At 41.0% G+C, this 17,695-nt stretch carries 2 protein-coding genes; both read right to left on the minus strand.

From position 1 onward, the window contains the following. Nucleotides 1-10 precede the first annotated feature (10 nt). The gene (locus ACXACQ_RS21335) at nucleotides 11-5,515 is read right to left on the minus strand and encodes an SDR family NAD(P)-dependent oxidoreductase (RefSeq protein WP_474978029.1); all 5,505 of its coding nucleotides are present in this window, start codon (nucleotides 5,513-5,515) and stop codon (nucleotides 11-13) included. Nucleotides 5,516-5,525: 10 nt separating this feature from the next. Further along, nucleotides 5,526-17,645 (minus strand): SDR family NAD(P)-dependent oxidoreductase, encoded by a 12,120-nt coding sequence (locus tag ACXACQ_RS21340; RefSeq protein WP_474978030.1) that lies wholly within the window; start codon nucleotides 17,643-17,645, stop codon nucleotides 5,526-5,528. Between the last annotated feature and the right edge of the window lie 50 nt (nucleotides 17,646-17,695).

The raw sequence follows: 17,695 nt of genomic DNA on the forward strand, positions 1-17,695 counted from the left end.
TTCTTTCTAATTACTGTGTAATAGCCTTTTCAAACTCCTCTTCAGACAATTCTCCATTCGCTATCTGTTTCAAAATTTTAGCATAATGCTCATCCTCCTGCGACTGATAGGTATCATGTACCACCTCACCTGACTCTGATTTCATAAATGCCTTCAATTTCTTGGCATCACCGGCCAGAATCATTACTTGACTTTCATTTGAATTAAAAGCCCTCTTCATAGCTTCGATACCCTGCGTTGAAGGCATAGGTATCATGCCCATGTTTTGCCATAGCATAGTCTCAGTATGCTCATCTACATGCATGCCACCGTCTTTCCATAGTGGCCAGTTAACTGAAAGTGTATGTCCTATTCTTTCCCCTGCTTTTACCTTATCATTTCGATTAGCAGCAAACACATCCATAAAAGCATTACCTGCGGCATAGTCTGCCTGTCCTGCACTGCCGGTTGCTCCTGCTACAGAAGAAAATAAGATCATAAAATCGAGGTTAAATCGCTGAGAAGCATTATCTAAATTGGTAAGGCCCGTTACCTTGGGAGCCAAAACCTGCTTCAGTTCTGCACTATTTTTTCTAATGATATAATTGTCATCAATTACTCCTGCACTGTGAAGAATGCCATCTAATTGATGATAAGATCTTTCAATATGGCCCATTAAATTGTCCACTGCGGCTTCATCAGTAATATCTACTTGCTGGTATTCTACAGTGACACCGTAGGCCTTTAAAGCATCTAATCTTTCTGATTTCTCTACTGACAGTGCTGTGCGGCCTGTTAAAATGAGCTTAGCTCCTTTAGTGTTTTGGGCTATAGACTTTGAAAATAATACCCCTAAACCACCAAGGCCTCCTGTAATCAAATAAACACCATGGTCTTTCCAAGTATGAATAGGTTCTGCTACAACCTCCTTCCAAGATTCTGTATAACGTTCATTTTGTTGGTACTTGATAGCAATGGCGTCAGGGTAGTACTTCTCTCTGTTGGCCTTATTTTTTATGACCTGAGCACTTAAATTTTCTACCTGCACAAGCTGAGTGAGCACTTTAGGATGCTCCAACCTTATGGTTTTAAGTATACCTAGTAGCCCATTAAACCACTGCTTATCAGCAGGCACAAATACCTGTATCAGTTGGTGTTTTTTGGGCTTAGATTTAATGATGGCTTTTGCCTTTTCGAAAATAGCCGTAGCATAATCAGTAAACCTAGTAGCCGTATCACTATCAGATGAATAATGTTCACAATTAACCTCAGCACCTGTTAAATCCTGCAACTCATCTACTAATTCTGCTCCCGTTTCTATGCAAATAATATGATGATTTTCATAAATGATTTCTGAAGGTAATTCGTGCTCCATATTCTTGTAATAAGGGCTGAGCATTACCGTTTCTTGTTTTTTTATAGGCTTTTCATTCTTCTCAACATGCTGCACTGCCTGAATAACCCTTGCTGAAAAGCCGGCAATCTTAGCAACCAACTCGCCATTCTGATTATAAAGATTTACATCTAATTTCTGAACTTTATCGCTTGGCGAACACCCCGGTGAATACTGGATATGTGTTGTCATCTGCTCAGAACAATTACCGAATATAGCTACATGCTCCACTGCAAATGGTAAGGCTCCTTGAAGCTCATTTTTGAAAAGCATCATACCTATAGATGCTTGCAGTGCCCCATCCAATAATGCAGGATGTAAGTCATACTGATTAAGAGTAGCAACAAACTGTTGAGGTAATCTTAAATCTGCTATCACTTCTCTATCTGAAGCATACACCTTGTCCAACACGCGGTGTCCCGCTCCATAATATAGTCCCATGCTATTGAAAACCTCATAACATTGGTTAGCAGAAAGTTGCTGCCCATTAAAATTGTCCTTTATCGATTTTATATCATTCTGCAACACTTCCGCTGACTGTATAATAGCAGCTTTACCCTGACAGTGCACTATTTCTGTATCTTGCTCATGGCTGTATATCTCATAGCTTAAAGTGCCCTGCTGCTGTAATTCTACTCTGATGTTTAAAGTAGAATGAGCTTCTACGATGAATGGCTGCTTCCAAACTACATTATTGAGTTCTACTTGCATTACCTCCGATGCCTCTCCTAATGCCTTCTTAATAGCAGTTTGTGCCATTTCTAAATACGCTACGCCTGGTAATATCTTCTGCCCATTAACCTGATGGTCGGCCAAGAAAAATTCATTACCAGAAAAAGTACTAGAGTAGCTATACTGGGTGAAATCTGAGGTATTTTCCTGTACTAATGGATGCAACTGTTTCACTCCTGCTGTTGCTGTTAATGAAGCATTATTATATTTAAGCGGAGCCCAGTATTTATCTTTAGCAAATGGATAAGTGGGTAAACTCACTCTCTTTGGCTTGTATGAAGTATATAAGTTTTTCCATTCTACTTCAAGCCCCATCACCCATAACTCTAATAGTTTATAGTATTTGCCCTTTTTTACCCAGTTATTTACTGCCTGCTGTAAGTCATCATCTCCTAAAAAGATGGCTAAAGTGTCTTTATTCTTTTTAATATGACCAATAAAGATATCATCAAAGCTGTCATTCAAGTATGCTTCAAGTTTGGTCTTTAGCTCCTCGGCTGAAGTCACTACCAAACCAAGTCGCTCTGGCATGGCTTCTCTACCCACTTGCAAAGTATAAGCCATATTGCGAAGCATAGCATCATCTATACTCTCACCATCAATAAAACCCAGTATATCCGTTACGCGATCTTTTAACCTAGCTTTATTTTTTGCTGACAATACAACTATTAATGGATTCTCGCTAGTAATTGGAGCTTGGTACACCTCCTCTTCTTGCACATATTCCTGAAGAATAATATGAGCGTTAGCGCCTCCGGCACCAAATGAAGATATCCCCGCAGTTAAAGGGTGCTGCTGGCCATTAATGACATTACGCTTCCATGTGTTGAGCGATTGCTGAACCGTAAACGGAGTATTATCGAAATCTATATTTTTATTTAATACCGTAGAATGCAATGACGGCACCAGTTGTTGATGCTTCATTTGAAGCAAGACCTTAGTAATACCTGCTATGCCCGCAGCACCTTCACAGTGCCCGATATTAGACTTTACAGAACCGATAGCACATGAATTTGCCTCTTTTCCAAAAGCCTGTTTTAAGCCTGTAATCTCAATAGGATCACCCAGCGCTGTACCTGTTCCATGTGCCTCCACATATGAAACTACATCAGATGAAATACCCGCATTTTTCATGGCATCGGCCACCACTTCGGCCTGAGCCTTAGGGTTAGGTACGGTGTAGCCGTTAGTTTTACCGCCATGGTTTACTGCCGATCCTTTAACAACGCCATAAATATTATCACCATCAGCTATGGCCTTGCTTAGTGGTTTCAGCAATACAGAACCCACTCCTTCTCCTGGCACATAACCATCGCCTCCCTCACCAAAAGTTTCACATAAGCCCTTGCTAGAAGCAAACTTACCGTTACTTAAAATCAGGTATTTATTAGGATGGATGCTTACATTCACCCCACCGGCTATAGCCACTTCACACTCACCATTTCTAATACTCTGACATGCCATATGCACGGTAGTGATTGAAGAGCTACACATGGTATCTACTGCTATACTTGGGCCTCGGAAGTTAAAGAAATAAGAAGCTCTATTAGCTATAGAAGACGGACTGCCAGATAGCACCATTGGGTTACCTTTTAAAGTCTCCTCCACTCCGAATAACGGATACTCCACATACATCACCCCTGCATAAACGCCCACCTTGCTACCTAATTGCTCAGCAGTATACCCTGCATCTTCCAAGGTAGAATGCACATTTTGTAAAAACAGCCTTTCCTGCGGGTCTAATGCTTCCGCTTCTGTAGGTGATATTTTAAAGAATAATGGATCAAACTCATCCACACCATCGATAAAACCTCCCCATTTAGTATAGCTCTTTCCCGGCTGGTTTTTATCTTCATCAAAATAAAGTGAATGATCCCATCTTTCAGATGGCACTTCCGTGATGCTATTTTTACCTTGGGTTAAGTTATCCCAAAACTCATTAAGATTTTTAGCTTGTGGGTATCTGCCCGCTACACCTATAATAGCTATATCTTCTTGTGCCGAAATAGATTTTGAAGATACTCTTGGAGTCTTACCCTGAGTACTAAACCTTTTAAGTGCAGGAGCTTCAAAAACCTCCTCTTGCGGTACAGCTACAGGTTGAGCTTCTTTTACTTTTATTGCATTTACCCCCAACAACTGTTTTAATGCAGCTTCATGCTCCTCTATAAAATAAGTAGCAAGCTCATTAATGGTCTGATATTCGTAAAACAATGTTTTTGATAATGCTCCGAAGCTTTCTTCCAGCTTTTTATTGAGTTTCATTACCATTACAGAGTCTATACCGTAATCTTCAAGAGGAGCATTTTCACTGATGCGCTCTACTGCGAGTTTATTAACAGCAGATAGCTGTTGTTTTAAGTACAATATAGTTTTAGCATGCAGTAAAGATTGACTTTCATGGCCATTTACCTGCTTCACTTCCGGCTCCATCACTTTGGCTGTTTGTGAAGTAGGCTTCACTGTATTTCTGGTTGAAAAACCGTCAACACGCACAACTAAAACTCCTTCTGCATCATAAATTTCAAAGTCTAACTTCTGCACCACTTTGCTTGAAGTCTGGTCTGCTCTTTTAATTTTCACCCAACACACATCAGGAATTGTATTAAAAACCTGCACCTGATCAATAGCAAATGGCAATGCTGAAGTTTGCTCTTCCCAGAAAAGACCAATAGAAGCCTGAAAGCAAGCATCTAACAAAGCGGGATTTAGTACATAGGATTCATTTGCGCCAGCTTCTGTAGGGAGCTCAACCTGAGCTAAAACTTCTCCATCTCCTATAAACAACTGAGCAATACCACGGTGAGATGCTCCATACTGAATATTCAGTTTGTCAAAAACCGTATATACAGCGTCCTTATTCACCTCCTTTGAGTATTTCTGTTTCTCAAACTCCAGATCAATCTTCTTAGGGTTTGAATCCTGCTGAGCTATCTCCACATTTCCCTGGCTATGTACTACAGCCTCACCATCCTTACCGGTATACACCTCGTAGTTAACTGAAGTCTCTGTATCATTAATTAAAGATATGCTGACAGGTTCATCTGCCCCATCTTCAACTACTAAAGGACTTGCCCAAATGACATTTTTAATTTTGAAAACAGCTTCGCTACCAGCGGAGATAGTTTGCGCTACGGCTTCTCTGGCCATCTCTAAATACGCAGCCCCAGGGAGCACTTTCTTTTCGCCTACCTGATGATCTTTCAAAAAACTTTCGTCACCAGAAAACCTAGAAGTAAATCGCTGTTCGTTAAAATTTGAAGTATTGTGGTGCACCAACGGATGCAGTTTTACTTCACGACCAACTTTCGTAGAAGTGTTATGCAAATGCTTCATCAGCTCCATTGCGGTAGCCTTAGGCATTCTACGATTTTTCACTTCATCCAACACATATTTGAGTAATGCTCTCATAATGCCCTACTTAATTGTTGTATAAATTTTGAATTTTTTTGATAGCAGCTTCTATGCTAAGGGTATCGTCTATTACATCATCGAACAGATTATCATAAAAATGTTGATCAAAATGTGACTCCGAAACATTAGCAACTGTTTGCTTGCTTGCATTACTGGGTCTGCTCTCCATCCAATAGCGTTCTTTAGCGAAAGGATAGGTAGGTAAACTCAGCCTTGCAGGCTTACCTTGTGTGTAAAGTACCTGCCAATTGAAATTGAGACCTTTACTCCACATGTCTATAATTTTATCGTATTGCTGCTGTTGTGCCCAGGTCTTCACCACCTCATCTTCCTCACCTTCTTCTACCTGTGCTACTTCAGTATAGTGCTCTCTTATATGAGCATAATTATCATTGCTCTCGTCTCCATTTAAGAATTGCTGAAGCTTTTGAGTTACAGCTAGCATAGTATCAGCCATGAAGCTTAGTCTATAATCCATAGCTACTCTTCCTACCTGAAGTGTATAGGCTAGAGATGTCAGCTGACCATCGCTTAAATTATTGGACCTAATAAATGCAATCAAATTAGAGGCTTGCTCTTTTAGCTGCTTTTCACTTTTGGCCGAAAGGACTAACATATGTGGGTGTTCTGCTAAAGTGCTCGCAGTCACAGGCACATCATACTCCTCCACTATAATATGAGCATTAGCTCCACCCGCACCAAAAGACGATAACCCCGCTCTTCTTGGTATTTCATACTGCCCTCCATTTTCTTGTATCACGGGCTTATTCCATGCAGCAAGCGTGTGCTGTAAGCTAAATGGTGTAGCGCTGAAGTCAATTTCTGGATTAACAGTGTTAGCATGCAATGAAGGAGCTAACTGCTTATACTTCATCTGCAATAATATTTTGGTTAACCCTGCTATACCAGCTGCACTTTCAGCATGTCCAATATTAGATTTTACAGAACCAATGGCGCAGAATCCTTTGTCTTGTGTAAAAGTTGTAAATGCTTTAGACAAACCTGCCACTTCAATAGGATCGCCTAATGCTGTACCTGTACCATGCGCCTCTATGTAGCTAATGGTACGGGCATCTAACTTAGCCTGCTCTAACGCATCGGCTATTACCTCAGCCTGTGCCTTAGGGCTTGGAACTGTATATCCACTGGTTTTACCCCCAGCATTAATGGCTGTAGATTTGATAACACCATATACATGATCACCATCTTGAATGGCTTTACTCAACGGCTTCAGCACTATAGCTCCTACTCCTTCGCCATCCACAAAACCATCGGCATTAGCGCCAAATGATTTACATGTATCATCAGCGGACAACATAGTTAGTTCCGATAACTTTTGATAATGATATGGATCCACTATCAGGTTAACACCTCCTGCAATAGCCACTTCACAACTACCGTTTTGCAAGCTCTCTACAGCCAAATGAATAGCAGTAAGTGAAGATGAACAAGCGGTATCTACTGCCATACTTGGCCCACTGAAATTGAGCAAATAAGAAATTCTATTGGCAATAGAGAAATATGCAGCGCCAATAGGGTAATTATTATTCATAACCCCGGCAAACACACCTACTTTTCTGCTTTCACATAAATTTTCAGGCACATATCCTGCATCTTCAATACTGGCATAGGTAGTCTGTAAAAACAAGCGTTCTTGCGGATCCATCTTTTCAGCCTCCATAGGAGATATTTTAAAGAAAAGCGGATCAAACTTGTCAATGTCTTTCATAAAGCCACCCCACTTGCTGTATATCTTCCCTTCTTTTCCTTTTTCGGCATCAAAATAAGCTTCCCAATTCCACCTGTCTTCAGGCACCTCACTAATACAGTTTTTACCTGCTTTTAAATTTTGCCAAAATTCCTCTACATTTTCTGCATCAGGATACTGACCTGCCAACCCCACAATAGCAATCTCCTCCTTTTTATTATTGAGCTGTGGCTCCACCTGTAAAGGAGTAGATAAAGTCACAGCTTCAGACTTTCCCGGCATAGCAGGTTCTAAGTCTGCCACCAATGTTGATGCTGGCTTGCTGTCTATTTTCAGCAATGCCATAAGAGCATCTTTTTGCGTTTCCATAAAATGATCTACCAGACCATTGATAGTTTGTATTTCGAAAAATAACGTACTACTGATATCTGACAACACCTTCCTTAAGGCCGTGGTAATTTGAACCACCAAAATAGAATCTATACCATAGCTCTCTAATGGCTCTTTAGCCTGAATTTGCTCAGGAGAAATTTGAAGCACATCGGCCACCAAATTTTTCATATAAGCAACTGCCTCTTTTCTAATTTGCTGATCAGACACGGCATTACCAACAGGCTGTATCTGCGGAGTGGCCTCAGCTACACTTACTGGTTTTGGTGGCTGCACAGCTGCAGGTGCCGGTGCAGGTACCGGAGGTTGAATAGTAGCTTTAGGCGTTTCGGCCTGCTTCACTCCTATGCTCACCTCTTCGGTTACCTTAATATCATAAGCTGTTTTTTGTCTTGCAATACCATCACTCTCTGCCACTATAATGGCTTGCCCCATATCATGAGCAATTTTTGTTGGCAGGTAAATAGACTGATAGCCTACATTTTCTAATACTTTTTTCCATGATTCAGGATACAAACCTGGTGAGCCAGAAATTCTGATATCAGGATCATCGTACAACCACCATCCTTTCAGCAACCCAAACGTAAGTGTGCTGAATAGTACATTATCGCTGAGCTCATTGAGCAATGCTATACCATGCTTCTTAAGTGCCGCTTTTGCATTTTGCATGGTGTTGCTAATGTTTTTTGTAGCATGAAGCACATTGGTAGCGATGATAACATCGTACTTATTGGCTTCTATGTTTTGTCCTTCTAAAGGTTTTTCAACATTAAAAATTTGATAATCTAAGTACGGATTTTGTGGACCGTACTCCCTCTTAGCGTGTAGCAAGAAGGCCTTTGAAAGATCGGTATAACAATATTCTTCAATATGCGATTGGTAAGGTCTCAGCTTAGGAAATACCATAGCACTAGTACCACCTGTGCCGGCTCCAATCTCCAATATTTTTATTTTAGCGTTGGGGTCATCTTCCAAGCGAGCATTAACATAATTCACCAAAGTGTCTGACAATACATCGTTGAAATAATCTGCCACCGCATTATTTTTATAAACCCCTTCTACCATTTTCATGGAAGAGTTAGGGAATATAATATCTGTAGCCTGCTTTTTGCCTGTAAGAATTTCAGGTAAAGCCATTACACAAGCTTCAACAAGCATGGTTTGTGCCTTACGGTTAGGATCTTTTATCCATTCTTGTTTATCTGCTTCCCAAGCACGCCAAGCCGCATCCATGTCTACTGGTGCAGTGTCCGCAACAGTTACATTGGTTTCATCAAAAGTTAGAAGTCCACTTCTTTGCATTACCGTGAGGCTTTCCTCAAACCAACGGTCATATAACTCTGGCAACCCTGCGGTGGCCTTTAACGAAGCTATGCTGGTTGTTTTTTGTCTAAACATCCCAATAGCCTGAAGCTGTCCGTAAAGCAACTGCACCAAGTGGCCATCCATCTCTTTCACTTGCTGGCCTACTTTCGCTTTTATGGCACTTACTTTCTGAGTCTGGTCAGGAGTTAACTGCTCTAATCGCTGTATGTAAGATTTGAGCTGCTGCGGATAACCATTCAGTTGTTCATTGAGGTTAATACCTTCTACTTGCATAGCTGAAGTACCTTTGCTTAATGCAAGCTGATCAGCACCGCTGGCGAGTAAAGTTTCTAAGGCTGCCATAGCTTCTGGCGCTTCAATAGAGGCCAAGCCTGCCTGCGCCATGCGCTGATTATATGCCTGCGAAGCCACAATACCTACACTGCCCCAATAGCCCCAGTTCATTACTTTTACCGGACACGACCATTCTTTTCTCAAGTAATCAGCAAAGGCATCTTTAAATGTACAGCCCGCTGCGTAGTTGCTTTGTCCTGGTGCTTTGGCAAAAGACTGTATAGATGAGAAGAACATGACGAAATCAAGGTTTTCTCGTCCAAACACCTGAGCCATAGCTATTGATGTATTAACTTTTGCGTCTAAACTGGCCCTGAAGCGAGACTCATCCATTTTGGCCAGACTCTGGTCTAATAGCACTATAGCTGAGTGAACCACTCCGTTGATTTGACCAAATTGCTGCTTAATTTGATTGTAAGCCTGAGTTAATGATGCCTCATTGCCTGCATCAGCTGTAATGTAAACCGGAGCAGGACCGCCTAAACTAGCTAGCGCGTCAAGTTTAGCCTGTACTGCTTGGTCTTTTATACTTCTTCCTAGCCATATTACTTGTGCATTGTAATTTCTTATCATGTAATCTGTCCAAACCTGTCCTATTCCTCCAGCTCCACCTATGATTACATAAACTCCGTTTTGTTTATAATTGGCCTTAGAAACTACCTCTTCTTCTATAGGCAATAACAACTGCTTGTGCCAAGCTCCATTTCTACGAGCCAGTACATTGCCTCTTTCATCAAATGGAGTAGTCATAATATCTTTGACTTTGATTGGCTCTTCTGCAGCCACATCTACCATTCTGATTTTCCAGTTAGGATATTCTTTGGCCAATGCCCCCACAAGGCCGTGTACACTTGCCTGAGCTGGATTAACATCATCAGCGGCATTGATTGCCACACTTTGTTTGGTAATGATAGTCCACGTAAGCTCATGTGCATCATAACCTAGCTGCAACAATGCTTTTATCAACTTAAAGCCTAATAATACGCCTGACTCTTGTTGAGAAATCATTTGTGCTTCATGGCCTCTGCTAACCGGAGCTTCATCTACCTTCCAGAAAATATTTTTAATACTTCCATGAGCTTGAAGTTGCTGTGCCAAACCTGCCACATCCATTACAGGAGCCAAATGCATTACTTTGGTTTGAGGGTAGAGTGTACTTACTTGTTGTTGAGTTGCAGCGTCTCCTCCTATCAACAACATCGGCTCATCTGCCTTTGGTAGTACCTCCGTATTGTCATACGTAACACCATCAAAAACTGGCCTTAGCAGCACTGAACCCACTTTTATTTTCTCTCCACCATATGATGGTGTAGTCATATGCACAGGCTGCACCTTCTCTTCTAACACCCTTGAAGTGTATCCCTCCATCTTCACGCAAAGTCTACCCTGATCATCGAAAAGGTCAATGTCTAACTTCTGCATTTTGCTGCCAGCCACATGTTGCTTATTAAAGCCTATCAATGCCCACATTTGTGAAGTACATGGTCTCACTACGGTGGTATTGTCTATACCAAAAGGCACTGAAGTGGCTTGGTTGCTCTCGTGAGCAAATAAGCCCATAGAAGCCTGTATGGCAGCATCTAAAAGACTAGGGTGTAATACAAAACCAGACAACTCTCCTGCCTGCTGTGGCAACTGGAGTTTGGCTAAAGCGTAATTATTCCCTACCGAAATAGATTGTACACTTTGTAATGATGGGCCATGTTGTATGCCCATATTTCTAATAAAATCATAGCATTGTGCTGCAGCTATCTGCTCTGCATTGCAATAGTTTTGCCATGCTTGGAGATCTAGAACCTGCGCAGCATTACTCACTGAGTTGATTACTGCTGTCCCCTGACTATTCAACACCCACTCTTCGCTTCCTTTTATGGCACTATGAATTTCGAATTTAACATTACCCTGCTCTTGAGTAAGGTTAACCTTTACTTCTGTAGGCTGCTGTACTTCTACAGGCCTCATCCACACTACATCTTTTAATAAAAGCTCTTTTCCTTCTAGCTCATTTCCTAATGCCTCAGATACTGCTGCTCTGGCCATTTCCATGTAAGCCACACCAGGAAGAATTGTTATATTTTTAACCTGATGATCTTTTAAGAAAAATTCCTGCCCACTGAATGTTGAACGATATTCTTGTTTATTAAAACCTGAAGTATTGATATGTAAAAACGGGTGAATTTTATCACCTGCAGATATAGTGATGACTTTATTAGCAGCCTTCTCTTTTACCCAGTATCTATCTCTTGCAAAAGGATATGTTGGCAATGCCACTTTCTCATATCCATCGCTATACAATTTACTCCATTCAAAATCAGCCCCTTGAACAAAAAGTGTACTCAAGGCCTTAAGGTTTTCTCTATAAACCTGTGCTCCATTAGCCTCATTACATCTGCTTAAAAGCTGATTTACCTGCTCCATAGTGCTGGCATATCCCATTAGGTTTTTAGAGACTTTGGCTGATTCTAATACTTCAGCGTGGCTTCCAAATTGGCTCCATTGCTGTAGCTGATGGGTTAATTCATTAATATTAGACGCTACAGCTACCCATCTATGGCTTAAATGCTTTCTTCCTGATGTTAAAGTATTACTTATATTACCCAAGTCAGCCTGAGGATTGGCTGTACAATACTGTAATAATTGCTGAACTGCTACCTTTAACTGCTCTTCACTTTTAGCAGACAACGGCACTGTATATGAAGGTTTTACCTCATGTTTACGATAACGCTGCGGAGCCTCAGAGATTACAATATGTGCATTGGTTCCGCTGGCTCCAAAAGAACTTACCACTGCATTACGCTCTGCATATTCGCCTTGCTTCCATGATCTTAGTTGAGTATTTACAAAAAATGGACTATCAGCAAAGTTGATGGCTTTGTTACCTTCTTTGTAATGTAGCGATGGAGGAATTTGCCCATATTTTAATGAAAGCAAAATCTTTAAAACACCGGCAACCCCAGCTGCATATTGCGAGTGCCCTATATTGGTTTTAATGGAACCTAAAGCACTAAACTGTTTCTTATTAGTGAATTTTTTAAACGTTCGATCCAATGCACTGAACTCAATAGGATCACCTAACTTGGTGCCTGTGCCATGAGCCTCCACCATTTGTATGTGCTCAGGATTAATCTCAAAATCATTATAGATTTCGGTCAATAAGCGCTCTTGAGAATTAGCACTTGGAGCGGTAATACCATTAGTAGTACCGTCCTGATTAAGACCAGAACCTTGAATAACACCATAAATATGGTCTCCAGCCTCAACCGCTTCAGAAAGACGTTTCATCACTATCACTCCAGCACCTTCTCCGGGCACAAAACCATTCGCCTCATTGTCGAAGGTTTTACATCTGGCATCTGGAGATAACATGCCTGCTCCTTCAGCAAAAGTATATAGCCTAGGTGTAGTTTGAATAAACACACCACCAGCTAAGGCCATTTCTGTTTCTCCTGCCCACAAATCTTTACAAGCCAAGTGAATAGCCACCAAAGAACTACTGCACGATGTATCTACAGAAATAGCAGGACCTTTAAAGTCTAAATAATAGGCAATGCGTGACGGTATTACAGAACCCATGGTTCCCCATAATGCTTGCGCGGGAGTATCATCAGAAAAATGATTCTGATAGTCCCCAACATAAGAGCCTACATATACGCCTGTTTTGGTTCCTTTCATGGTATTGCCAGCGTACCCTGCATCTTCTAATGCCTTCCAGGTTTCTTCAAGGAAAATACGCTGCTGAGGATCCATGTGGTTGGCCTCTACACCAGAAATATTAAAGAACAATGGATCAAACTTATCAATATCTTTTACGAAGCTACCTCCATTACAATACCTCTCTTTGCGCTTTTCCTCTCCGTTGTAAATGCCTTCTAAGTCCCAGCGTGTTACTGGCTCTACTAAATCATGACCGTTAGAAATATGCTGCCATAGTTCTTCAAGGTTTTCTGTACCCGCAAAACGACCACTCATACCTACTATCGCAATGGGCTCTTTACCATTAGGATTCACCTTACCACTCGTCTTAGGCTGTGAAGTCTGGGCTACTTCAGGAGCATTAATAATAGCTGTATTGGTATTGGCTATAACCGTATCTTCCTTTACAGGTTGTTTCTGAGCAGACAACACTGCTTTAATGGTATCGCCATATTCATTAAGAATATATTTTGATAACATATTAACAGAGCTGTAATCAAATAATTTGATGGTTTCTAAACTAAGCGTTAAAGTTTCATTAATAGAATGAATAAGGTCAACGCCCAAAATAGAGTCAAGACCATAGTCAGCAAAAGACCTTTCATGGTCAATCTCCTGTATTTCCAGGTCAAGTGACTGCGAAAGGTTTTCTATTATGGTTTGTTTTATAAAATTCTCTGCTTGTTCATCAGTAACATTTGCAGCACTTGGAGAAGGTGTTTCCATAGGTACATGGGGTTGATGAGCCGCAACATTTTCTGCTGCCACTGGCTCAGGTAATGCAGCTTCCACAACAGGAGCTGCTTGTTTCTTAATATTTAAAAGGTGATCGGGCACCCAATATTTTTTTCTATTGAAAGGGTAAGTTGGTAAACTGATCTTTTGAGGGAGTTGGTCATACATTAAACTCCAATCCAGCTCAATACCGTTGATCCAAAAACCGGCTAATTGATGTAATTTATTGGCTTTCAAGCATTCTGCGATAGCTTTTTGCCATGTCTCATTCTTAGCTATTTTCTGTAGTTCTTCTTTGCTTCGCTTAACTTTGCTATGGCTGATTTTTGAGGTATTTCCATTTAAAAAGTCTTGCAAATGAGATGATAGTTCTTCTAAAGAATTGGCCTCAAAAGCAGCTCTGTAAGCCATAGCCTCGCGACCTACTTGCAACGTATAAGCAAGATTGGCCAAAGCTCCAGTTTGGTGTGCCTTATTATTAGCGGGTAATGATATTGAATCATGCCCTACAATAAAGTCCGCTACCTCATGCGCACTATCCAGTAACACAAACTCTTTTTCATCGATTTCTATTCCATAGGCATTTTCCAAAGCCTCTTGCAATTGCACTACATGAATTTGCTCAATACCGTACTCTTCAAAGGATTCATCAGCGTCAATATCCGAAGCATCCACATCTCTGATACCAGCTATTAATGCTATTATTTTATGTACAATCTCAGTTTTATCTACTTCAACTGCCGTATTTCCTTGTTCAGCCTCAGGTTTTATGAACTTCAATAAATTGGCTACTTGCCTGTGCAGTTCCTCTTCTGTATGTGCTGATAATGGAATTAAACACGGCTGACTTGACACTACCTCTGTAGGCTTTTCATAGGCTTCTATAACGATATGAGCATTGGCACCTCCTGCTCCAAACGATGAAATGCCCGCAATTTTCTTATCTGCCTCCCATGAACTCAAAGACTTTTGTATCACAAATGGAGTCTTTGCAAAATTGATGTTAGGGTTGAGCTCCTCCACATGTAGTGTAGGCACCAACTGCTTATGCTTCATTTGAAGCAATATTTTAGTAACGCCAGCAATTCCTGCCGCAGCCTCAAGGTGTCCTATATTAGATTTGGCGGATCCTAATGCACAAAATGAAGTATCTGCAGTGTCATTAGCAAAGGCCTGTGTAAGCCCTGTTACTTCAATGGGATCCCCTAACTCAGTGCCAGTGCCATGCGCCTCTATATAACTCACTTCTCTGGCATTGACTCCCGCCTTATCGAGGGCGTCACTTATCAATGCTGACTGCGCAACTGGGTTAGGCACGGTATATCCACTGGTTTTACCCCCATGATTGATACTAGTACCTCTTATTACACCATAAATATTATCATTATCAGCAATGGCCTTTGACAAAGGTTTTAACAACACACAGCCCACTCCTTCACCAGGAACGAAGCCATTACCGCCTTTTCCAAAACTTTTACAACGTCCATCTTCTGACAACATCTTATGTCTACTCAACTCTGTATAATTAGATGGATGTAGGTATAGGTTTACCCCTCCTGCAATGGCAATGTCACAGGTATTTTGATAAATATGCTCACAAGCCTCATGTATAGCAGTTAGTGAAGACGAACACATAGTATCAATAGGTATACTTGGCCCATTGAGGTTAAGAAAATAACTTACCCTATTAGCAATAGAACTAAATGAAGTCAGTGGGTGAAAATGTGATGCTTGGTCTGATGCAAGCTGACCGTATAAGTTATAACCACTTTTGGTTACGCCAGCAAAAACACCTACCCTATTATCATGTTGCTGTTCTAAAGTCTTTCTGGTATATCCGCCATCTTCCAATACTTGCCAAGAAGCTTCTAAGAACAAGCGTTCTTGAGGATCCATATTGGCAGCTTCACGTGGAGAAATAGAGAAAAACAAAGGATCGAACATGGCCACATCATCCATAAAGCCACCCCATTTGCTGTAACTCATTCCTTTATTTCCGGCCTGGGTTTTATCTGCTTCATAAAAACCCTCTAATGCCCATCTGTCACCAGGAACTTCCGTTACACTATCTTTGCCCGCTTTCAAATTCTCCCAGAATTCCTCTAAATTCTTAGCCTGAGGGTATCGACCGCTCAGCCCAATTATAGCAATGGGCTCTCTGCCAGCCTGCCCTGAATATTCTTGAACTTGCTTTTTAGGCACGTCAGCTATAGGCTTAGCCTTGTTTATAGCAGCCTTAACGGGGCGTGGATTTTTGTTAATTCCAGCCCAACGATTACACGTTTCTGCATAATTATCAATCAGATAATCTGCCAAAGCAGCTATAGAATTATATTCATAAAACAATGTTTTTGAAAGTTCACCAAAAACAGTTTCAAGCTGCTTGTTTAACCGGGTAATCATAAATGATTCTACCCCGTAATGCTCTAATGCTTCATAAGCATCAATCTTAGCTATTGGCTGTCGTGTGACTTCGGCCAATAGTTTTTTCAAAAGCTCAACTACACTATCCTGTAGAGATTGAACGCTATTCATTCTATTCACCGGTTTATCACCAGTATTCATATGATTCGTATTTTCTAAAAAGAATTTTTTTATTGTTGGAATATGGCCTTCCACTACCATCACCTGATCTTCACCAGAAGCCAAAGCTTGATAAAGTGCCATAAAGCCTGAAGTGGGCTTCATAGGATCCATGCCGCGGATATTTCGTAGGTATTTTATAGTTTCTTCATCTACCTGCATGCCACCGCTTGCCCATAGGGGCCAATCTATCGCTAGGGTTTTGCCTTTAGCCTTGCCCTGATTCACCAATGTATTACGATAACTGGCGTATTCATCTATAAATGTATTAGCCGTAGCATAATCTGCCTGTCCTGCATTACCTGTACAGCCAGAACCAGATGAAAAAAGCACTACAAAATCAAGATCAAATGCCCTACTTTCCTCATCTAAATACACTGTTCCATCTACCTTTGGAGACAAAACAGTGTCAAAATCACTTGCATCTTTCCTGATGATAAAATTATCTCTAATGACTCCTGCACTATGCAAAATGCCATTTAGCTGACCATATTGCTGCTTTATGGATTCAAAAAGTTGCTTTACAGCTTTGCGGCTAGTAATATCCACCTGCCAATATTCAACTTTAGCGCCAGTAGTATTTAACTGTTCTAGTTGCGAGCGCTTTTCTTGATTCAAAGTAGAACGCCCCGTTATAATAACAGTAGTATTGGCTGCCTTGCTGGCAATTTCTTGAGTAAAAAGCTGCCCTATGCCGCCCATACCTCCAGTGATGAGATAAACGCCCCCACTTTTCCAAGGCATGCTGGGTGCCGATTCAGTTATTTGCATCCATTGGTTAACAGCCCTATCTCCTTGTTCATATTTAATATAAATGTCTTCAATGGCACTCTTGCTCTCATTAATTTGTTGCCCAAGGTGTGCTCCATCGGTAAGTATCAGCTGCGTATTGATAGCTGGGTTTTCCAACCTCACTGTCCTAAGAAGGCCTATAAGACCTGCATAGGAGTCCCTTTCTTTCGTATCAACAATCACCTGAATAACGTGCTTTCCCTGCGGTTTACTTTTAAAAAGCTCTTGAATCACCCCAAATAGTGACTTAGCCACTGTTTTAAAAACCTCTTGTTTAGCACCCGAAAAAACAGGTAATTCTTTAATCACTGCTGCTTTACAGGCCTCACTTACTTGTGATATCCAACGAGCAGCCTCCCCTACTAAAACAATCATTTGCTTCATTTGAGGCTGGCTTTGATTTTCTATTGCAGGTTTTGATTGCCACATTGGGCTCATCAATACCAAGCCTTCATCAGCTGATACGGCAGGCTGCTTTTTCACACTTTTTAAAAGTGCTAACGCTTGCTGTTTATTCAGCTTTTCGTCTTTTATCTTCTTTAAAACTTCTTTCAATGCATCTCCCATAAAGCTTCTGTTTAAATATTTTAGCTTTTGATTGGTATGAAAGAAAGGTC

The organism is Fulvivirga sp. AWR4_260 (assembly GCF_056158185.1).